Annotated in this window: 16 protein-coding genes; 4 read left to right on the top strand and 12 right to left on the bottom strand. The window is 69.6% G+C overall.

Features of this window, described 5'->3' with window-relative positions; all coding sequences use genetic code 11:
- Positions 1–26: 26 nt before the first annotated feature.
- A complete protein-coding gene (locus V6S02_RS15700; protein ID WP_336401583.1) occupies positions 27–1742 on the bottom strand; it encodes an FAD-dependent oxidoreductase in 1716 nt (571 codons plus the stop codon).
- A 157-nt stretch (positions 1743–1899) separates the two neighbouring features.
- Between V6S02_RS15700 and V6S02_RS15695 the strand changes: the two genes are divergently transcribed.
- Positions 1900–2664, top strand: coding sequence for an SDR family NAD(P)-dependent oxidoreductase (locus V6S02_RS15695; RefSeq protein WP_336401582.1), 765 nt, complete (start codon positions 1900–1902; stop codon positions 2662–2664).
- A gap of 10 nt (positions 2665–2674) precedes the next feature.
- On the opposite strand, the gene V6S02_RS15690 is transcribed toward V6S02_RS15695, so the two are convergent.
- The 5 genes from V6S02_RS15690 to V6S02_RS15670 all read right to left on the bottom strand — a co-directional run bounded on the left by V6S02_RS15690 (position 2675) and on the right by V6S02_RS15670 (position 6838).
- Positions 2675–3343: an SDR family NAD(P)-dependent oxidoreductase gene (locus V6S02_RS15690; protein WP_336401581.1), complete on the bottom strand. Its 669-nt coding sequence runs from the start codon at positions 3341–3343 to the stop codon at positions 2675–2677.
- Positions 3344–3471: 128 nt separating this feature from the next.
- Positions 3472–4284, bottom strand: coding sequence for an amino acid ABC transporter ATP-binding protein (locus V6S02_RS15685; protein WP_124293999.1), 813 nt, complete (start codon positions 4282–4284; stop codon positions 3472–3474).
- Positions 4281–5297 carry an amino acid ABC transporter permease gene (locus V6S02_RS15680; protein WP_336401580.1) on the bottom strand — a complete coding sequence of 339 codons (1017 nt, stop codon included), beginning with the start codon at positions 5295–5297 and terminating at the stop codon, positions 4281–4283. Before V6S02_RS15680 ends, V6S02_RS15685 begins: the two co-directional genes overlap by 4 nt.
- Positions 5294–6229, bottom strand: a complete 936-nt coding sequence (locus tag V6S02_RS15675) for a transporter substrate-binding domain-containing protein (RefSeq protein WP_336401579.1) — start codon at positions 6227–6229, stop codon at positions 5294–5296. The genes V6S02_RS15680 and V6S02_RS15675 overlap by 4 nt, the downstream gene beginning before the upstream one ends.
- Positions 6230–6343: 114 nt before the next feature.
- Positions 6344–6838 carry an Lrp/AsnC family transcriptional regulator gene (locus V6S02_RS15670; protein WP_124294002.1) on the bottom strand — a complete coding sequence of 165 codons (495 nt, stop codon included), beginning with the start codon at positions 6836–6838 and terminating at the stop codon, positions 6344–6346.
- A gap of 122 nt (positions 6839–6960) precedes the next feature.
- Between V6S02_RS15670 and ald the strand changes: the two genes are divergently transcribed.
- A complete protein-coding gene (gene ald / locus V6S02_RS15665; protein ID WP_336401578.1) occupies positions 6961–8079 on the top strand; it encodes an alanine dehydrogenase in 1119 nt (372 codons plus the stop codon).
- Between the two features lie 58 nt (positions 8080–8137).
- Here the strand turns inward: ald and V6S02_RS15660 are convergent, their stop codons facing one another.
- The 5 genes from V6S02_RS15660 to gabT form a co-directional block, all read right to left on the bottom strand.
- A complete protein-coding gene (locus tag V6S02_RS15660) occupies positions 8138–9502 on the bottom strand; it encodes an NAD-dependent succinate-semialdehyde dehydrogenase (protein ID WP_336401577.1) in 1365 nt (454 codons plus the stop codon).
- A gap of 54 nt (positions 9503–9556) precedes the next feature.
- Positions 9557–11137, bottom strand: coding sequence for an APC family permease (locus V6S02_RS15655; protein WP_124294005.1), 1581 nt, complete (start codon positions 11135–11137; stop codon positions 9557–9559).
- Entirely contained in the window at positions 11134–12030 is an 897-nt protein-coding gene (locus tag V6S02_RS15650; protein WP_124294006.1) for a universal stress protein, read from the bottom strand. Before V6S02_RS15650 ends, V6S02_RS15655 begins: the two co-directional genes overlap by 4 nt.
- Positions 12027–13400, bottom strand: a complete 1374-nt coding sequence (locus V6S02_RS15645; protein WP_336401576.1) for a flavin monoamine oxidase family protein — start codon at positions 13398–13400, stop codon at positions 12027–12029. Before V6S02_RS15645 ends, V6S02_RS15650 begins: the two co-directional genes overlap by 4 nt.
- A 62-nt stretch (positions 13401–13462) precedes the next feature.
- Entirely contained in the window at positions 13463–14875 is a 1413-nt protein-coding gene (gene gabT, locus V6S02_RS15640; protein ID WP_336401575.1) for a 4-aminobutyrate--2-oxoglutarate transaminase, read from the bottom strand.
- A 118-nt stretch (positions 14876–14993) separates the two neighbouring features.
- On the opposite strand from gabT, the gene V6S02_RS15635 reads away from it, so the two are divergent.
- Complete coding sequence (locus tag V6S02_RS15635) at positions 14994–16547, top strand: PucR family transcriptional regulator (RefSeq protein WP_336401574.1); 1554 nt, start codon at positions 14994–14996, stop codon at positions 16545–16547.
- Between the two features lie 139 nt (positions 16548–16686).
- Here V6S02_RS15635 and V6S02_RS15630 read toward each other — a convergent pair whose 3' ends face one another.
- On the bottom strand, positions 16687–18183 hold the full coding sequence (locus V6S02_RS15630; protein ID WP_442927938.1) for a helix-turn-helix domain-containing protein: 1497 nt from the start codon (positions 18181–18183) through the stop codon (positions 16687–16689).
- A 146-nt stretch (positions 18184–18329) separates the two neighbouring features.
- Here V6S02_RS15630 and aceA point away from each other — a divergent pair, with 146 nt between their 5' ends.
- Positions 18330–19643 carry an isocitrate lyase gene (gene aceA / locus V6S02_RS15625; RefSeq protein ID WP_336401573.1) on the top strand — a complete coding sequence of 438 codons (1314 nt, stop codon included), beginning with the start codon at positions 18330–18332 and terminating at the stop codon, positions 19641–19643.
- The last annotated feature ends 24 nt before the right edge of the window (positions 19644–19667 follow it).

The following is a 19667-nucleotide window of genomic DNA, read 5'->3' as shown; positions in this document are numbered from 1 at the left end:
GCGGAGCGCTTCCGGGCCGACGGCTCTCACCCCTGGGCGACGTCCCCGAGCGGAACCGGCTTGACCGGGGCCTGCGGGGCGAACCCGGAGCGCTCCGCGACGGCGACACCGGTGCGCGCAGCCTGCATCGCCGTGAGGACCGGTCCGCAGTACCGCCCCTGGCATTTGCCCATGCCGGCGCGCGTGACGCGCTTGACCGCGCCGGCCGTCGTCACGCCGTCGGTCATCGACTCGGCGAGGTCGCCGTACGTCGTGCCTTCGCAACGGCAGACCACCGTGTCGGGCCGGGCGAGCTGGTCGGTGAGGACCGGGGCCGCGAACAGCGTGTTGACGGCCCGCTGGAACGCCGCCTGACGGAGTGCGTCCGCCGCCGCCTGCCGCGGGGCGCCCGACGGCTCGCCCCGGAGGTCTCTGCGGATGGCGGCCGCAGCCAGTTTCGCCTGCGCCTGGGCGAACTTCGCGCCGCGCACGCCGGCAGTGTCTCCGATCGCGAAGACCGACTCGATCGATGTGCGGCCGTCACCGTCGGTGACCGTGCGCAACGCTCCGCGGGCCGCATCCACCTCGTGCCGGCACCCGAGCGATCGTGCGAGATCGTTTCCCGGGAGGAAGCCGTAGCCGAGACACACCGCGTCGACGTCGAAGGACCGGAGCTCCCGCGTCATCCGCCCCTGTTCATCGATGCGCCCGATGTTCGCGCGGGAGACACCGTCTGCGGGATCCCCCTCGAGCCCCACCACGGCCGCGCCGGTGATGATCGGAACCCGGCGCGCGGTCAGCTCGGCGAGGTAACGGACGCCGTCGGCGGTGAGACCGGGGACGGCGAGGGCCATGCGCGCGACCGCGGCTGCTCGAAGCGGCGAGAAGATCCGCGCGGCCTCGACCAGCGCGACGACGTTCACTCCCCCGCGCGACAGCTCAGCGGCCAGCTGAACGTTCAAGGGGCCGTTCCCCGCCACGAGGACACGGTCGCCGGGAGAGACCTGGTAGGACCGGAGCAGGGTCTGGCCGGCACCGGTGGTCATGACACCCGGGAGGGTCCACCCCGGGATCGGCACGCCGCGCTCATAGGCGCCGGCGGCGATCACCACGCGTCGGGGGCGGATGATCCAGCGCTCCCGCTCCGACCGCGCGAGGAGGCGATCGGGCTCGAAGGCCGCCCACACCGTGGTGCCGAGGAGGGTACGCACCCCCGCGGTCTGAGCCGCGCGGATCAACCGGCGACCCGCGGTGTACTGCCCGTCCAGGCGGTCCTCCTCGACGTGGAACGCCGGGTCGGGCTGCTTGTAGTACTGCCCTCCGAGCTTGGGACGATCATCGACCAGCAGCACATCCAGACCCGCTGCGGCGAGATCTGTCGCAGCGACGAGACCTGCGGGCCCGGCCCCGATGACGAGGACGTCGGGCGCGATCTCGGTCTCGGGGCGCGCCGGGGCCGACGCGGCGGGAACCCGACGCCGGGGCGGTTGGGTCTCGACGATCTGGCCGTCCCGCGCGGGGGTCATGCAGGCGAGCCGGGCATCCTCGCCATCGATGCGCACCGCGCACTCATGACACACGCCCATGCCGCACCAGATCCCGCGCCGACCGCCCGCGTCATCGGCGCGATTGCCCCGCTCTCCCGCCGCGACCATCGCGCTGGCGACCGAGTCGGTGGCGGTGACGGGCACGGTGCGGCCGTCGAAGCACAGCGCGCCATCGCCCTCCGCGTCGCCGCTGATGCCGGGGGTGGTCACTCTCATCCGCGTCTCCTCTGTCTCGTTCGCAGGACGCACGTTCATTCGCCATACGAACCGGATCCATTATGCTGGTTTTCGACGTCCCGCGACCGTTCCCGGAGGCAATCATGACCCGTCCGCCTGCTGATCTCCCCACGTCCGACCGCGTCGGCGGTGGACGATGACCGAGCTGGCGGGACGGACGATCCTCGTCACGGGCGCGTCCGGCGGGATCGGCCGCGCAACGGTCGAGCGGCTCGCGTCGACCGGCGCCCGGGTCATCGGGCATTGCCGCTCGAATCCCGAGGGGGCCCTGGAGGCCATCGCCGCTTTCCCCGAGGGAAAAGCCACGATCGTCCAGGCCGACCTCGCCGACCCGCGGGGCGCATCCGAACTGTGGCAGGCCGCTCTGGACTGGGCGGGACGGATCGACGTGGTGGTTCTGAATGCGGCGATCATGCCCAAGGTCGAGCTCGATGACATCGACGACGCGTGGAACGACACCTTCGAACGGGCCCTGCAGGTCAACACGCTCAGCCAGCTCACCCTCATCCGACGGTCGTTGGCGCACTTCCTGACCGAGGGCGGCGGCACGATCGTCGGACTCAGCAGTTGGGTGACACAGCGGGGAGCAGGAAACCCCAACCTCGTCGCCTACGCCGCTTCGAAGGCGGCGACGGCTGCGGCTCTGAAGACGGTCGCCCGCGCGTACGCAGCCGACGGCGTCCTGACCTACCTGATCGCCCCCGGCGCCGTGGACACCGCGATGTCCGCCTCAGCGGGAGCCGACCGCGGCGGGCGCGACGCCGTGCTGCAGACGCTCGCCATGGGCGAGATGGTCCCGCCGGCCGAGATCGCCGAGCTCATCGCGCTGCTGGCCGGCGGTCGGGTTCGCCATCTGAGCGGCGCCACGCTCGACGTCAACGGCGCCACCTACGTGCGCTGACCTGCTGATCTCAGCGTGTGCCGACGCCCTCTTCGATGCGTTCGATGACGCTCCACCCCGACTCGATCACCACGAGGGCGCCGGTGACGTGTCGCGAGACATCGGAGGCGAGGAAGCGCAGCGCCGTCTCATCCTGATCGCCGGCGGGCGCCAGGGCATTCACCCGCACACCGTGGGGCTGGAGCTCCTGAGCGAACTCCCGCACCATCTGATTGATCGCCTCCGAGGTCATCGAGCGCGTGCCGCGTTCCCCGCCCGTCGCGGCACGAGTCCCCGAGTAGGCGATGATCGATCCGCGACCCCGGGCGGCCATCGCGGGAGCGAAATGGCGAAGCGCTGCCCAGCACGACGCGACCTCGGCGGTGAACGCATCGACGAGGTCCTGTTCCGCCGTCATCGGGACAGCCGCGGTCGATCCGGCATCGGCGCAGTGGATCAGCACCTCGGTGTCGTCGAACTCCGCGGCCAACCGCTGCACGTGGGTGCCGTCGGTGACGTCGGCTTCCCACACCTGGAAGCGGTCATCGGCGCCGAAGGCGGCCTCGAGCTGCGCGACATCCTCGTCGGCGACGATCACGCGCGCCCCGTGCCCCGCGAGCGTGCGCGCCGCCGAGCGCCCCATGGCGCCCGCGGCACCGAGGACCAGCACGGTGCGGCCGGTCAGGTCAGGGGCGGACATGCCGCATCCGTCGATCGCGGGGGGTCATCACGGAAGTATCCTCGCCTTTTGTTCGCTTACCGCACACACGTTCACTGTGCGTTCACCATGTCCATCTTGCCCCAGAACCACGGGGACCGCATCCCCGATCATGGGAAAGATTCGCCGGCATCCTCCGCGGAGCGCGTGTCGAGGATTCGGGAGAGGAAGCGTCGGGTGCGCTCCTCCACCGGGCGATCGAGCACCTCTGCCGCACTGCCGCTTTCCACGATCCGTCCGTCGTCCATGAACACCACCCGGTCGGCGACCTCCCGCGCGAACTCGATCTCATGCGTGACGACGATCATCGTCAATCCCTCGGACGCGAGGCGCCGCATGACGGAGAGCACCTCCCCGACGGTCTCGGGATCAAGGGCCGAGGTGGGCTCGTCGAAGAGCATGACGCGCGGGCGCATGGCCAGAGCCCGGGCGATCGCCGCGCGCTGCTGCTGACCGCCGGAGAGCTGCCGCGGGTAGGCCGACTCCTTGCCGCTCAGCTGTACCCACTCCAGCAGCTGTCGCGCATGGGTCTCCGCCTCGGCACGCGGGGTGCGCAGCACCTGGATCGGAGCTTCGATGATGTTCTGCAGCACCGTCATGTGACCGAAGAGATTGAAGTTCTGGAACACCATGCCGATCTCGGTGCGCTGACGTGCGAGCTCCGCCGGGGCGATCTCGATGAGATGGCCCCGGCTCTCACGCACCCCCACCGGCTCGTCACCGAGCCATACGATCCCCGCGGTCGGGGTCTCGAGGTGGTTGATGCAGCGCAGCAGCGTGGACTTCCCCGACCCGGATGGACCGATCACGCAGACGACCTCGCCGCGGAAGACCTCGAGATCGACGGCATGGAGGACCGCAAGCGATCCGAAGCTCTTGCTCACCGATTGCAGACGGATGACGGGATCGACGATCGTTGTCATACCGGCGCCTTCTCTTTCAGCCCCGAAGAGGGCGTGGTGCGGGGAAGGAGCTTGCGCAGCTTCTGGGCGTACGTGTCGGGAGCGCTGCGGGTGGCGCCGCGCGCGTAGTACTTCTCGATGTAGTGCTGGCCGATGGAGAGCACGGTCGTCAGCACGAGGTACCAGATGCACGCCACCACCAGAAGCGGGATGGTCTCGAACGTACGCGCGTAGATCACCTGGACGGTGTAGAGAAGCTCACTGATGGCGACGATGCTGACCAGGCTCGTTCCCTTGAGCATCGAGATCACCTGGTTGCCCGTCGGTGGGACGATGACCCGCATCGCCTGCGGCAGGACGATGCGCCGCATCGCGCGACGGCGCGACATGCCGAGCGCGGCCGCAGCCTCACTCTGGCCCTGATCGACCGATTGGATGCCGGCACGGATGATCTCGGACATGTACGCAGCCTCGTTCAACCCGAGCCCGAGCAGCGCGGCGATGAGGGAGCTGATCACCGTGTTGGTGTCCCATTCGAACCACTGCGGGCCGAACGGGATCCCGAGGGTGAGCTTGGGGAGGAAGCTGGCGAGGTTGTACCAGAACAGCAGCTGCACCAGCAGGGGCGTCCCCCGGAACAGCCAGATGTAGCCATCGGCCGCCACGTTGAACAGCAGGCTGTTCGAGATCTTCATCAGGGCGAGGATCAACCCGATGAGGCAGCCGAGCACCATCGCGACCGCGGTGAGGAACAGGGTCAGGCCGACCCCCTGAAGCACGCGGGCACTGAACAGGTACTCGCCGACGACATCCCACCGCATGGCATCGGCGGTGAGGAACTTCGAGATGATCTCGAGCACGAACAGCACCAGCAGGATGCGCAGCGCCCAGCCCGCGGCCTTCAGAGCGATCTGGCGCCCGGTGGTGGTCCGTACCCGCGGCCCCTCCGGACCTCGGCCGATCTGCAGCGTCGCCGTCAGCGGCCCCCGGCTCCGACGATCGTCGGGTGCCTCATCTGTGCCGGTCGAGGTCACTGCTCGACGCTCGGATTGACGACCGCCTCGTCGAGGAGGCCGAAATCGACATCCCAGCTGGTCATGATCGTCTCGTACGTCCCGTCCTCGATCAGCTGGTTCATGGCCGCCGCGATGGCCTCGGTCATGCCGGAGTCCTTCCCCACGGCCACGCCCTCGAGGTTCGGCTGGTAGTCCAGCGGCTGGATCTCGAGACCCTCGGCGCTGCTGTCCTCGCGCAGCAGCCACGAGAGCTGCCCCTTGGCGGTCATGAACGCGTCGATGCGGTCGGAGCTGACGGCCAGCAGCGCCGCGCCCTGCTGCGGGAAGGAGTCGATGGTCGGAGCAGGCTCCCCGGCGTCTTCGCAGATGGCGACGATCTCCTCGATCTGGATGAGGAACGCCGAGCCCGCCAAGGCCCCGACACGCAGGCCGCAGAGGTCCTCCGGGGTGCTGATGTCCAGGCCCGCGTCCTCACTCGTGATGACCCCGGTCGTGCTCTCGTGCACGGCGACGATGTCGACGACGTCGAGCCGCTCCTGCGTCACGATGATCGACGCCCAGGAGCTGTCGAATCGGCCGTTCTCGATCCCCGGGATGAATGTGTCGAACGCGCCCGACACCTCTGCGGTGTACTCCAATCCGAGGAGCGCTGCAGCCGCGCGACCGAGGTCAGGACCCCATCCGGCGATCTCGTCGTTCTCGTCGAGGAACGTGTCGGCGGGGGCGTTGTCGAACTGGATGGCCGTCAGGGTTCCCCGTTCGGCCACGTCGTCGGGCACAAGCGCGGCGAGCTCGTCGTTCGTCTCGATCGTGACTCCGGCGACCTCGATCGAGAGGTCCGAATCGCCGGCGTCCGCGGCGGAACCCGAGGTGCAGCCCGCGAGTGCGAGCCCGAGGGCGGAGAAGGCGGCAAGGCCGACGAGAACGCGGCGGGAGGCGGGGGTGTTCATCGGGAGCTGCTCCTTCGAGGCATGACAACGGGGCGGGAAGTGTGCGTTATACGCACGAGTGTTCACTATGCGTTCATCGAAGTCAACACATCCGTCGGCCATGCAGCCCGGGGATCAGCGGAACGAATCGACGACGGCGTTGCGGTGGTAGTCGAAGATGATGTTCGTCCGCGTCGAAGCCACGCGGTCATGACCCGAGATCTGCTCGACGACGAATCGTCGCAGCGCTGAGGAGTCGGTCACCGCGACGTGGACGATGAAGTCGTCGGCGCCGCCGAGGAAGAACACCTGCACCACCTCCGCCAGCGAGCGGGTGTGTTCAGCGAAATCGGTGATGCTGGCCTGCCGAGCACCGGGGCGGAGCGTCACCCCGACCAGGGCCTGCAGCGCTCTTCCAAGCCTGGCCTGGGCGACGCTCGCGGTGAACGACGAGATGACTCCGCGGTCGATGAGCCCCCGGAGGCGCGTGTGAGCGGTGGACGGGGCGACACCGACCTGCTCTGCCAGCGCCGCGTTGGTGATTCTGCCGTCCGCCGTGACCGCCTCGAGGATCCGGCGATCGAGCTCGTCCAGCGGAACAGGCTGTGGATCGTTCGGCTCACGCGTCATCCGACACCTCCTTCTTCGTTGCAGACCCGCCGATCAGCGGTATCCGCCGAATCTTCATCGGAAGGACTGCCATCCTGACGACTTTTCTCCAACACTATTCATCAACTGCGAAAGGAGCTGTGATGCGCGTCGGTATCCCAGCAGAAATCAAGAACAACGAAGATCGCGTGGCAGCGACGCCCGCGATCGTGGACCAGCTGCGGCGCCGCGGCCACGAGGTCGTCATCCAATCTGGCGCCGGGGAGGGATCGCGCATCTCCGACGCCGACTTCTCCGCCGCGGGAGCCCGGATCGCCGCGAGCGCGGACGAGGTGTGGGAGCAGGGCGACCTGATCCTCAAGGTCAAGGAGCCGATCGCCGCCGAATACGGCAGGATGCGACGAGGGCAGGTGCTCTTCACCTTCCTCCACCTCGCTGCCTCGCGCGCGTGCACCGACGCGCTGCTTTCGAGCGGGGTCACCTCGATCGCCTATGAGACAGTGCAGCTCCCCGATCGCTCGCTGCCTCTGCTCACCCCCATGAGCGAGGTCGCCGGACGCCTCTCGATCCAGGTCGGTGCCACGAACCTCATGCGTCCGGCCGGGGGACGCGGCACGCTCCTCGGCGGAATCGCCGGCACCCGCAAGGGCAAGGTCGTCGTCATCGGCGGCGGGGTGGCCGGCGAGAACGCTGCCCGCAACGCCGTGGGGTTCGGGGCCGACGTCACGGTGATCGACATCTCGCTCCCCCGCCTGCGCGCCCTGGAATCGGAGTTCGGCGGTCTCATCCAGACCCGCCACTCCTCACCCCTCGAGATCGCCGACCAGCTCGTCGACGCCGATCTCGTCATCGGATCGGTCCTGATCCCCGGGGCGGCCGCACCCAAGCTCGTCACCGACGACATGGTCGCGGCGATGAAGCCGGGGTCGGTGCTGGTGGACATCGCCATCGACCAGGGCGGCTGCTTCGAGGGCTCGCGCCCCACCACCCACGATGAGCCGACCTTCGCCGTGCACGAGAGCCTGTACTACTGCGTCGCGAACATGCCCGGTGCCGTTCCCGAGACCGCCACGCGGGCCCTCACGAACGCCACTGCGCCCTACGTGCTGCGCCTGGCCGACCGCGGATGGCAGGACGCGCTGCGCGCCGATGCGGCGCTGAAGGCCGGCCTCAGCACGCACGACGGGATGCTCACCAACGCCGACGTCGGCGCGGCGCTGCAGATCGAGGTGGCAAGCGCGGACGTGGTCCTCGCGGCCTGAACCACGCAGAGCGACGTCGGGGGCGGTGCGGCACGATGCCGCGCCGCCCCCGACGCACTCAGCCGGCGACCCGGATGAGCTTCTTGTTGACGAACTCGTCGGCGCCGATGAGTCCCAGTTCGCGTCCGGTACCCGAGCGCTTCACCCCACCGAACGGGAGCTCGGGCGAGTCGGCCAGCACCACGTTGACGTAGACCATGCCGGCATCGATCTTGTCGGCCACGCGCTGGGCCTGCTCAGGATCGGTGGTGAAGACATACGATCCCAGCCCGAAGCCGGTGTCGTTGGCGACGCGGATGGCCTCTGCCTCGTCCTTGACGCGGTAGACGACTCCCGCCGGGCCGAAGAGCTCCTCGCCGTAGACATCCATCTCCGGCGTGACATCGGTGAGCACCGTGCCCGGGAAGAAGGCGCCGTCCCGCGCCCCTCCCGTCACCAGCCGGGCCCCCTGGGAGACGGCGTCATCGATCTGCTTCTGCAGTCGCTCGGCCGCCGTCTCGGAGGAGAGCGGACCGAGGACGGTGTCTTCGGCCAGCGGATCGCCCACTTTCGCCGCGCCCATCGCCGCGGAGAACTTCTCGAGGAAGGGCTCGTACAGCTCGTCGATGACGATGAAGCGCTTGGCCGCGTTGCACGACTGTCCGTTGTTGTCCAGACGGGCGTCCACCGCCGCCTGCACGGTGGCGTCGAGATCATCCGTGGACAGGAGGATGAAGGGATCTGATCCGCCGAGCTCGAGAGCGACCTTCTTCAGGTGACGCCCGGCGACTTCGGCGACCGCCGCACCGGCCCGTTCCGAGCCCGTGACCGACACGCCCTGGACGCGCGGATCGGCGATGACCGCCGCGGCCTGATCGTTCGTGGCGTAGATGTTCGTGTACGCACCGACGGGAAGTCCCGCGTCGCGGTAGATCGCCTCCAGGGCGGCCGCGGACTCGGGGCACTGCGGCGCATGCTTGAGCAGGATGGTGTTGCCGAGGATCAGGTTCGGGGCCGCGAAGCGCGCGACCTGGTAGTACGGGAAATTCCACGGCATGATGCCCAGGAGAACTCCGAGCGGCGTCCGACGGATGACGGCGGTACCCTCCCCCTCGATCTCCAGCGGCTGGTCGGCGGTGACCCGCTCGGCGACGTTCGCGTAGTACTCGGTGATGTCGGCGGCGAAGTCGACCTCGCCGAGGGCCGCGACGAGCGGCTTGCCCATCTCGCGCACGATGATGGCCGCCAGTTCGTCGCGACGCTCTCGGTGCAGGTCGGCGACCCGGCGGAGCAGCGCAGCGCGCTCCGAGACCGGCAGGTGGCGCCAGGAGCGATAGGCGATGTCGGCCCGATCGATCGCTGCAGCCAGTTCGTCGTCGCTGATCGTCGGGTAGGTGGCGAGGGTCTCCCCCGTGGCGGGGTTGATGACGGCATAGTCACTCATCGGTTTCGTGCCTTTCTTGTCGTTCAGGTCGTATCGGCCACCGCCGTCTGATGGTCAGCGACGCCGGAGGCTCTCCGGCGCGTCGAGGCTGAGCGTCTCCCCCCGGAAGAACGCCGGACGCCTGATCGCCTGCCAGATCATGATGACGATACCGAGACCGATGATGACCACGCCGAGCACGAACACGCTTCCGACCCCGAACCACTCGGTGCCGCTGCCGTAGTCGGGGTCGAGGCTCTCCACCAGGGTGATGACGAACAGGGCAGCCAGGATCACACCGCCGACCAGCGGGAACAGCAGCGTGAAGACGAAGCTGCGCACCGAGTCGAACCATTGCCGGCGGAAGTACCACACGCACGCGAACGCCGTGATGCCGTAGTAGAAGCAGATCATCATGCCGAGTGTCGTGATGGTGTCCCACAGCACGTTCTCGTTGATGAAGCGCATCACCGCGTAGAACACCGACGCCACGACGGCCGAGACGACGGTGGCGTACCCGGGTGTGAAGAACCGCGGCGAGACGCGGGCGAACGCGGGCGGGAGCGCGCCATAGTGCCCCATCGCGAGGAGCGTGCGGGCCGGGCCCACGAACGTCGACTGCAGCGACGACGCCGAGCTCGTGAGCACGGCGAGCGAGACCAGGAACGCGAGCGGCCCCAGGATGGGCCCGGAGAGGTAGAAGAAGACATTCGCCTGGATGTCGGGGTTCCCCAGGCCCAACCCCTCCTCGCCCGTGCCCGCGAAGGCGAGCAGCGCGATCGAGATGAGGAGGTACAGCGTGACGATCGTCACCACGGTGACGGTCGCGGCGCGTCCGGGCGTCTTCTCGGGGTTGCGGGTCTCCTCGTTCATCGTGAGCGTGACATCCCACCCCCAGAAGATGAAGATCGACAGCGACAGACCGGCCACGATCGCGATCGCCGGCGTGACGGTCAGCGGATTGAACCAGGAGGCCTCGACCGGACTCGCGTCGAACGCCGTGCCGTTCGCCACGTGCACGAAGGCGGCGATGGAGAAGACGAGGAGGACCAGCACCTGGAAGCTCACCAGCACGTACTGCAGCTTCTGGGTCGTCTGCATGTCCCGATAGGAGATGAAGGTCGCACCCAGCATGAACAGCAGACACACCGCGACGTTGATGAAGGGGTTGAAGGCGAGTTCGGCGATCGTCCCGGGGCTTCCCGCGATCTGGTCGATCAGCAGGAAGAGGAACTCCACGGCGATGCCGGCGAGGTTCGACAGCACGAGGATCGTCGCCGCGACGAGGCCCCAGCCGGCCATCCACCCCACCCACGGACCGAACGCCCGCACGGCCCACGTGAACGAGGTGCCCGAGTCGGGCATGGTGCGGTTGAGCTCGCGGTATCCGAACGCGACCAGGAGCATCGGGATGAACCCGAGCAGGATGATGGCCGGAACCTGGAAACCGACCTCCGAGACCGTCGGGCCGAGCGCCGCGGTGAGCGTGTAGGCCGGCGCGATACAGGAGATGCCGATGACGACCGCGCCGATGAGGCCGACCGTGCCCGCGCTCAGGCCCTTCTTGGACAGCCCGCCGGTCAGTGCCTCGGGTGCGGGGGCCGTGGCGGTCGGTGTCGGGCCGCCGCTTCGCGACCCGCGGTGTGCAGCGCTCATCGCCGCTCTCCGTTCATGCTTTCGTGGACGCGCGTTCGGGGCACGACGACCATCGGGACGGGAAGCTCGTGCAGCATCTTCGCTGCCGTCGAGCCGAGGAACAGCCGCCGGGGTTGCGCGAGGCGACTCGATCCGACGATCGCAAGCTCACCGGGCTCCCAGCTGAGGTGCGAGACGGCGTCCTCGATGCTCTCGCCACGCGCGACGACGACGTCGGCCGTGATGCCTTCGGGAAGCGACGCGAGCGCTTTGGTGAGCACGTCGTCGGCGTGGGCGGCGCCGGCCAGACGGATGACGCCGGTGTCGACGCTCGACGGCAGGTCGACCGAGACGAGCGACAGCAGCCGAAGCTCCGCCCCGGTCGCCGCGGCGAGCGCCACGCTCTCCTCCATGAGCGCTTCGGCGCCCGGACGTGTGCCGATCGCGGCTGTGATGCGGGTGAGGCCGAGGGACGCGTCCTGGCGGCGCGACCCTTCAGGGGCGAGGACGACCGGCACGTCGGAGGAGTGCAGCAGCTCGGTCGCGACCGTGCCGAGGCGATGGCGGCCGCGCAGGCCTCCGTTGGCCGCGCCGACAACGATGTGCGACGCGCCGAACTCGTCGGCGGCGGCGATCAGGCCCTCGGCGAACGAGTCGCTGTAGCGGACGTGGCCGACGTGCGCGATGTCTGCGGGGATGCCGGCGGCCGCGCCCTCCAACCAGGTCGTCGCCTGCTCGCGCAGGTAGCGGTCGTAGCTGGCGTTCGGGGGTGTGATGACGCTGCGGTCGTCGCTGGGAAGCACCACGACGAGGTCGAGCTGCGCGCTCGTCGCTTTCGCGAGCCGCGCCCCCAGGGCGACCGCATCGGCTCCGGCATCCGTCGCGGTGTAGCCGACGACGATGCGGCCGCTCATGCGCGCGCCGCCTCGACGATGTTCGCGGCGACGAGCTGGCCCATGCGGATGGCGCCGTCGACGTGCTGGTAGCCGAGGCCCGCCATGTCGCTGCAGGCGAAGTGGATCGGGCCGACCGGCTCGCGCTGATCCGCGCCGTACCGCGCGAGCCCGCCGAGGTCGAAGCTCGCGGCGTACGCGCCGCGCGTCCACTCCTCGGTCCCCCAGTCGCTTTCGTAGTAGACCACCGGGTTCTTCGCCTCGGGCCCGTAGTAGTGCGAGAGCGACTCGAGGATCCGCTCCTTGCGCTCCTCGGCCGAAAGGCGGAAGACGTCGTCGGCATGCCGGTCGGAGACGAACCCGACCAGGGTGCCGCGCCCGTCGCCGTGGTTGGTGTTGTCGTAGGCCTCGTGCGAAAGCTCGTACGGGCTGAAGGCCGTGCCCGAGAGCCCCTGCTCCCGCCAGAACGGGCGGTCGTAGACCGCGTGGACCTTGATGACGAATCCCATCGAGATGTGCTGGTGCATCTGGTGCTGCAGTCTCGGCAGGGGCGGCGAGAACGAGATGCGCGGGTAGAGCACCGGCGCCAGGGCCAGGATGACGAAGCGGGCGCGCACCGTCATCCGGTCGGCCTCCACGGTCACGCCGCCGTCGCTCCACTCGATGCGACGCACCGGCTGATCGAGGAAGACGTCGCCCCCCAGACGCTCGGCAAGGAGGAGCGGCACCTGCTGCAGACCCCCGACGACGCGCTTGTCGAGGATGAAATCGGCATCGACCAGGTGCGAGAAGCTCCCGGCCGAGGCCGCCATGAGCAGTGCCTGAAGGGTGGAGAACGCGTGGGGCGGCTTGGTGAGCATCGCCCCCGCGATGAAGAGCGCGATGTTGTCGCGGGCCTCGACATCGTCGGTCTGCGCCGCCAACCACGCCTCGAAGGACGTGCGGTCGAGCTCCTCGGCGTCGGGATGCTCCCACGGACGGTCCGGGTCGATCTCTGCGACCATCCGGTCGAGCCGCTCGATGAGGTCGACCATCACCTTCTCGGTCGCCTCGGGCACGGGGAAGATCTCGCCGGTGAACCGCGTGAGCGCACCCTCGGCGTTGATGTACACCGAGTCGCCCTCGCGGTAACGGGAGTAGGTCTCCAGCCCGAGGTCCTCGAGCGTCTCGATCAGGGCCTCCTGGTCGGGCGAGACCCACTGTCCGCCCACTTCGAGCATGGCGCCGTCGATCACATCGGTGTGCAGGCGCCCGCCGACCCGGTCGCGCGCTTCGAGAACGGCGACCGAGAGGCCGGCCTTGCGCAGCTCATTCGCCGCGGTGAGGCCCGCCGCTCCCGCGCCGACGACGACGACGTCGCGCGTCAGCACGCCGGTGGTGGGATCTGTCATGGTGCTCCTTTGCATCGGGTTCGAGCAGGCCACCCGGTGCCGCGGCACCGGGTCATCCCGGGTCAGTCTGCCGTGGGGGCGGGGGCGTCGTCACCGACGAGCACGGGCTCGCTGTCGGTGCGGGACTCGTCGAGCACGTTCGCGAGGACATCGAGCCCCTCGTTCAGCAGCGCGTCGCCGATCGCCAGCGGAGGGAGGAATCGGATGACGTTGCCGAACGTCCCGCAGGTGAGGACGATCACTCCCTCGGCGATGCACGCCTTCGCAACCGCAGCGGTCAGGGCGGCGTCGGGTGCACCGGTAGCCGGATCGACGAATTCGACCGCCACCATCGCGCCGCGGCCGCGGACGTCGCCCAGCCGCGGGTCCGTCGCCTGAATCGCCCGGAGGCGCTCGGTGAGGATGCCGCCGATCTCGCGGGCCCTGTCGATGAGGCGCTCCGTCTCGAAGGCCTCGATCGCCGCCAGGGCCGCCGCGCAGGCGATGGGGTTGCCGCCGTACGTGCCGCCCAGCCCGCCGAGGTGGGAGGCGTCCATGATCTCCGCGCGCCCGGTGACGGCGGCCAGGGGCAGGCCCCCCGCCATTCCCTTGGCCGCGGTGATGAGGTCGGGCACGATGCCGAACACGTCGCTGGCGAACATCGCGCCGGTGCGGGCGAACCCCGTCTGCACCTCGTCGGCGATGAAGACCACATCGTTCGCGCGGCACCACTCCACGAGCGCCGACAGGAAGCCGTCGGCGGGAACGATGAATCCGCCCTCGCCCTGGATGGGCTCAATGATGACGGCAGCGAGGTTGTCGGCCCCGACCTGCTTCTCGATGACCGAGATGGCTCGCGCCGCAGCATCCGCTCCACTCAGTCCGTCCCGGAACGGGTAGGACAGCGGCGCCCGGTAGATCTCCGAGGCGAACGGCCCGAACCCGCTCTTGTAGGGCATCGCCTTGGCGGTGAGCGCCATCGTCAGATTCGTGCGCCCGTGGTAGCCGTGGTCGAAGGCGACGACGGCCGGCTTGCCGGTGTACTTGCGGGCGATCTTGACGGCGTTCTCCACCGCTTCGGCGCCGGAGTTGAACAGCGCGCTCTTCTTGGCGTGGTCGCCAGGGGTGACGCGGTTCAGCGCTTCGGCGACGGCGACGTACGACTCGTACGGCGAGATCATGAAGCAGGTGTGGGTGAACTGCGCGACCTGGGCCTGCACGGCCTCGACGATGCGGGGGTGGGCGTTGCCGACCGTGGTGACGGCGATGCCCGACCCGAGATCGATGAAGGAGTTGCCGTCCGCGTCGACGACCACCCCGCCGCCGGCGGCGACGGCCTCGACCGGCACGGTGTGTCCGACACCGGCGCTGACGGCCGCGGCCTTCCGGGCCAGCAGCTCCTGCGACCGGGGGCCCGGGATGGAGGTGACGAGTCGGCGCTCCTGCGGAAGGGTCGGTCCGCCGAGCGGGGGCGCGATGAGGGTGGCAGCGGTCATGCCGGGAGCGTAGGGTTCCGGATGCCGCCGGCGCACCGGCCCCGGCGTACATTCTGCATCCGGGGCTGTACCATCCGTACAGTGGAGCGGCGCGGACCGTTCCCCGCGAGGAGACACGATGACGACGTCGGCCCATGCCGCTGCGCCCCCCACCCTGCGCTCCCTTCTCGCCCGCACCGACCTCCACCTCCGCGCCGAGGACACCGCCCCCGACGACGCCCTGTCTCGCCCCGTGCGGTGGGTCCACAGCACCGATCTGCTCGATCCGACGCCGTTCCTCTCCGAAGGCCTCGTGCTGCTGACCACCGGCACCCAGTTCCTCGAGTCCGCCGACGAGGCGTCCGTCGTCGACGCCTACGTGCGGCGCCTGTCGGAGCGGGGCGTGGTGGGGGTCGGGTTCGGCACCGAAGTCGTGCGCGACGGCATTCCGCCCACGCTCATCGACGCGTGCCGGCGCCACCGCATGCCGCTGTTCGAAGTGCCCTACCGCACGCCCTTCATCGCCGTCGCCCGCGCCAACGCCGAAGCCATCGCCGCCGTCGGCTACGCCCGCCGATCGTGGGCGCTCGCGGCGCAGCGCGCCATCTCGATGGCGGCCCTGCGCCCCGACGGACTCGGAGCCACGGTGGCCGAGCTCGCCAAGCAGCTGGGCACCTGGGTCGGACTGTACGACGCCGCGGGCGAGCTCTCGCGCGAGCACCCCACCGGGGGCCTGGCCGAGGCGACCGCCGTGGCGCTGCACGGTGAGATCGACGCAGTGCTGCGTCGCGGTGCCCGTGCCGGGTCGTCGATGCGCCTGGGAGGTCTGCCGTTCACCCTGCAGACCCTCGGGCGCGGCGGGCACCTGCGCGGCGTCATCGCCATCGCCGCCGGCGACCTCGATCAGGAGGGCCGCGGGGTCGTGACCGCGGTGATCGCGATGGCCGGCCTCGCCCTCGAACAGCAGCAGGGTCTCGCCCGCGCCCGAGGCACCCTTCGGGCCGGTCTCGTGCAGTCGCTGCTGTCGGGCGATCCCGCTCTCGCGCGGCGGATCTCCCGCGATCTCTGGGGTTCGCTGCCGGCCCCGCCGGTGGTGGTGGCGATGACGGATGCCACGACCGCGCGCGTCGACAGTGTCGCCGAATTCCTCGAGCTGCGCGCTGAGGAACGGCGCGGGGCGGTGTTCTTCGGACGAAGCGGAGACGGACTCGCGGTGGTCGTCCCGGCCGCAGCGCCCGACGTGCTCGACGAGCTCGTCGAGCGGTTCGACGCGCGACTCGGCGTGTCCGACGCCGCCGGCTACGACGGCTTCGCGGCGGCGGTCGAACAGGCGCGCATCGCACGCGACCGCGCGGCGGAGCGCGGCGGCGGACCCGTGACGCACTTCGCCGAGGTGGCACGATCGGGCGTGATCGCCGCGCTGACCGCGCTCTCGGGCGAGGCGCGCGCCGTCGCCGACGCCGAGCTCGCACCGCTCGCGACCCACGATGCCGACCACGCCACGGCGCTCGTCGCGACGCTGCGCACCTGGCTCGAGCAGGACTGCTCGCACGAGGCGTGCGCACGCGCCCTCGGGGTGCACCGCCACACGGTGCGCACGCGCCTGGCCCTGGCCGAACGGGTGCTCGGCCGCGACCTGTCGTCGTTCGCGGTGCGTGCGGAGCTGTGGGCGGCCTTCGCGGCATCCTCCTGACCCAGCTCCTCCCACCCCCTCCCCCGCCCAGCATCGCGAGCCGTCAGAAATGGCTGCTTCCGCCGCATCCGGGCCGCAAAAATCGACGGGTCACGGGTCACGGGTCACGGGTCACGGGTCACCGGTCACGGGTCACGGATCAGGAGCCGGATGCCGGGGCGTGCGCCTGAAGGAACTCGTAGACCTCCGTCGTGTCCACCCCGGGGAAAGAACCGGTCGGGAGCGTCGCGAGCAGGGTCCGGGGCGTCCGGACATTCGGCCAGGAGTGCTCGCGCCACGCCGACTCCAGCTCCGCCGGCGCCCGACGACAGCAGACCTCGACCGAGTGCCGCGACACGCCGCGGTTCGCGGTGTCGCGCCCGTGGAACCACTTGGTGTCGTCGAAGCGGACCCCCACCGACACCGAGTGCGCGCCCTCGCTCGAGGGCTCCACCCGCGCGGTGCACCAGTAGGTGCCGTTGCCGGTGTCGGTGTACTGGTAGTACGGGTTGAACTTGTCGGCGATGTCGAACACGACCCGCGAGGTCCACCGCCGGCAGCACATCTGTCCCTCGATGGAGCCGAGTCGATCGGTGGGGAAGTTCACGTCGTCGTTCTCGTACGCCTTGGTGATCGTTCCCGACTCGTGCACCTTGAGGAAGTGCACCGGGATGCCCAGGTGCACCGTCGCGAGATTCGTGAAGCGGTGTGCGGCGGTCTCGTACGTCACCGAGTACGCGTCTCGCAGATCTTCGATCGAGATCGCGCGGTCCTTCTTCGCCTCCTGCAGATAGGGCACCACGTGCGCCTCGGGAACGAGCAGCGCACCGGTGAGGTAGTTCGTCTCCACCCGCTGGCGGAGGAACTCGGCGTAACTCCTCGGCTCCTGATGACCCAGGATGCGGCTGGACAGCGCCTGCAGCACCGCGGTGCGCGGGTCGCCCTTGGCGGGCACGCGACTGGAGAGGTAGAGGCGGCCGTTCTTCATGTCGGCGACGCTCCGCGTGGTCTGCGGCAGGTCGGCGACGTAGTGCAGCGTGAAGCCGAGGTGCGCGGCGATGTCGGAGGCCGCGCGCTGGGTCAGCGGTCCGCCGGGGTGATCCACGGCGTCGAGGACCCGCCGGGCCTCGGTCTCGAGTTCGGGAAAGTAGTTGTCCTGCGTACGCATGAGGCGCCGAAGCGCCACGTTGGCGCGTCGTGCTTCCTCGGGCGTGGCCGAGCGCTCGTCGCGGAGGCGCTCGATCTCGCCCTGCAGGGTCATCAGGGCCGAGAGCACCTCGGTCGGGATCGTCTTGCCGACGCGGAACGGAGGGATGCCGAGCGCCTGGAACGTCTGCCCCCGCATCGCGCGCTCGAGCGAGATCTCGAGCGTCGCCCGTTCGTCGAGCGGATCGCCGGCGAGCAGGGCGTCGAGCGTCGTTCCGAGCGCCTTCGCGATGGACTGCAGCAGTGACAGACGCGCCTCGCGGCGGCCGTTCTCGATCATGGAGAGCTGGCTCGGCGCCCGGCCGACCGCGTCGGCGAGGGATTCCAGTGTCATCCCGCGCTGGGTGCGCGCGGCTCGGATGCGACGGCCGATCATCAGCGGATCGAGCGCGTCGTCCTCGATGCCCGAGTCGGGGTCGACGGTTTCTTCGCGGTCGGAGGCGAGCGTCATGACCGGCATTCTGTCACAGAAGCAGAATTTTGGTGAAACTTCACACGCGAATCGGTGGGTGGAGGCCGTGAACTTCACGGAGAGTGAGTTCACGACCTTCTCGTTTCGACCCGGTCGGCACGAGACATCCGATGAAGGAGAGCACCATGACCGCCACCGCCGCCAGCCGCCCGCCGCTCCGCGCCGGAGACCAGACGCAGACCGCCGCGGAGCTGCAGGAGGCCTGGGAGACCGATCCTCGCTGGGACGGTGTCCAGCGCACCTACACCGCCGACGATGTCGTCGCCCTCCGTGGTTCGGTGCGCGAGGAGAGCACCCTCGCCCGCCGAGGAGCGGAGAGCCTGTGGAACCTGCTCCACACCGAGGACTACATCCGGGCCCTCGGCGCCTACACCGGAGGTCAGGCCGTGCAGCAGGTGCGTGCGGGACTGAAGGCCATCTACCTCTCGGGCTGGCAGGTCGCCGCCGACGGAAACCTCGCCGGGCAGACCTACCCCGACCAGAGCCTGTACCCCGCCAACTCGGTTCCCGCCGTGGTGCGCCGGATCAACAATGCGCTCATCCGCCAGGACCAGATCGAGCACGCCGAGGGCACGCCCACCCGGGATTGGCTGGCTCCGATCGTGGCCGATGCCGAGGCCGGCTTCGGCGGCCCGCTGAACGCCTACGAACTGGCGCAGTCGCTGATCCAGTCGGGTGCGGCCGGCATCCACTGGGAAGACCAGCTGGCCAGCGAGAAGAAGTGCGGCCACCTCGGCGGCAAGGTCCTCGTGCCGATCCAGCAGCACATCCGGACCCTGAATGCGGCGAGACTGGCGGCGGATGTCGCGGGCGTGCCCACCGTCATGATCGCGCGCACCGACGCCCTGGCGGCCGACCTCCTCACCAGCGACGTCGACGAGCGCGACCGCCCGTTCCTCACCGGCGAGCGCACCGCCGAGGGGTTCTACCGGGTGCGTCCGGGCCTGGACTCGGTGATCGCCCGTGGCCTCGCCTTCGCGCCCTATGCCGACCTGCTGTGGGTCGAGACCGGCGAACCCGACATCGAACTCGCCCGCGAATTCGCCGCGGCCGTGCACGCGCAGTTCCCCGGAAAGCTCCTGGCGTACAACTGCTCGCCGAGCTTCAACTGGAAGCGGCACCTCGATGACCGGCAGATCGCGACGTTCCAGCAGGAGCTGGCAGAGCTGGGCTACAAGTTCCAGTTCATCACCCTCGCCGGTTTCCACGCCCTGAACTACTCGATGTTCGACCTCGCTCGCGGCTACGCCGACCGGGCGATGACCGCCTACGTCGAGCTCCAAGAGGCGGAGTTCGCCGCCGAGGCGGCGGGCTACACCGCCACCCGGCATCAGCGGGAGGCCGGAACCGGCTACTTCGACCGCGTGTCCACGGCGCTCAACCCCGACAGCGCCACCCTCGCCCTGGTGGGATCCACCGAGGCTCAGCAGTTCCACTGACCCGTGCTTCGTCGAACCAGAAGG

Source organism: Microbacterium sp. CCNWLW134, from assembly GCF_037083565.1.
Classification (GTDB): domain Bacteria; phylum Actinomycetota; class Actinomycetes; order Actinomycetales; family Microbacteriaceae; genus Microbacterium.
Note: the sequence above shows the minus strand (reverse complement) of the source record. Positions and strands in the feature narration are given on the sequence as shown.

Bases quoted from the DNA above. Each gene is read 5' to 3' on its own strand.
- V6S02_RS15700 (WP_336401583.1), bottom strand. From the start codon at position 1,742: ATGAGAGTGACCACCCCCGGCATCAGCGGCGACGCGGAGGGCGATGGC.
- V6S02_RS15695 (WP_336401582.1), top strand. From the start codon at position 1,900: ATGACCGAGCTGGCGGGACGGACGATCCTCGTCACGGGCGCGTCCGGC.
- V6S02_RS15690 (WP_336401581.1), bottom strand. From the start codon at position 3,343: ATGTCCGCCCCTGACCTGACCGGCCGCACCGTGCTGGTCCTCGGTGCC.
- V6S02_RS15685 (WP_124293999.1), bottom strand. From the start codon at position 4,284: ATGACAACGATCGTCGATCCCGTCATCCGTCTGCAATCGGTGAGCAAG.
- V6S02_RS15675 (WP_336401579.1), bottom strand. From the start codon at position 6,229: ATGAACACCCCCGCCTCCCGCCGCGTTCTCGTCGGCCTTGCCGCCTTC.
- V6S02_RS15670 (WP_124294002.1), bottom strand. From the start codon at position 6,838: ATGACGCGTGAGCCGAACGATCCACAGCCTGTTCCGCTGGACGAGCTC.
- ald (WP_336401578.1), top strand. From the start codon at position 6,961: ATGCGCGTCGGTATCCCAGCAGAAATCAAGAACAACGAAGATCGCGTG.
- V6S02_RS15660 (WP_336401577.1), bottom strand. From the start codon at position 9,502: ATGAGTGACTATGCCGTCATCAACCCCGCCACGGGGGAGACCCTCGCC.
- V6S02_RS15655 (WP_124294005.1), bottom strand. From the start codon at position 11,137: ATGAGCGCTGCACACCGCGGGTCGCGAAGCGGCGGCCCGACACCGACC.
- V6S02_RS15650 (WP_124294006.1), bottom strand. From the start codon at position 12,030: ATGAGCGGCCGCATCGTCGTCGGCTACACCGCGACGGATGCCGGAGCC.
- V6S02_RS15645 (WP_336401576.1), bottom strand. From the start codon at position 13,400: ATGACAGATCCCACCACCGGCGTGCTGACGCGCGACGTCGTCGTCGTC.
- gabT (WP_336401575.1), bottom strand. From the start codon at position 14,875: ATGACCGCTGCCACCCTCATCGCGCCCCCGCTCGGCGGACCGACCCTT.
- V6S02_RS15635 (WP_336401574.1), top strand. From the start codon at position 14,994: ATGACGACGTCGGCCCATGCCGCTGCGCCCCCCACCCTGCGCTCCCTT.
- V6S02_RS15630 (WP_442927938.1), bottom strand. From the start codon at position 18,183: ATGACGCTCGCCTCCGACCGCGAAGAAACCGTCGACCCCGACTCGGGC.
- aceA (WP_336401573.1), top strand. From the start codon at position 18,330: ATGACCGCCACCGCCGCCAGCCGCCCGCCGCTCCGCGCCGGAGACCAG.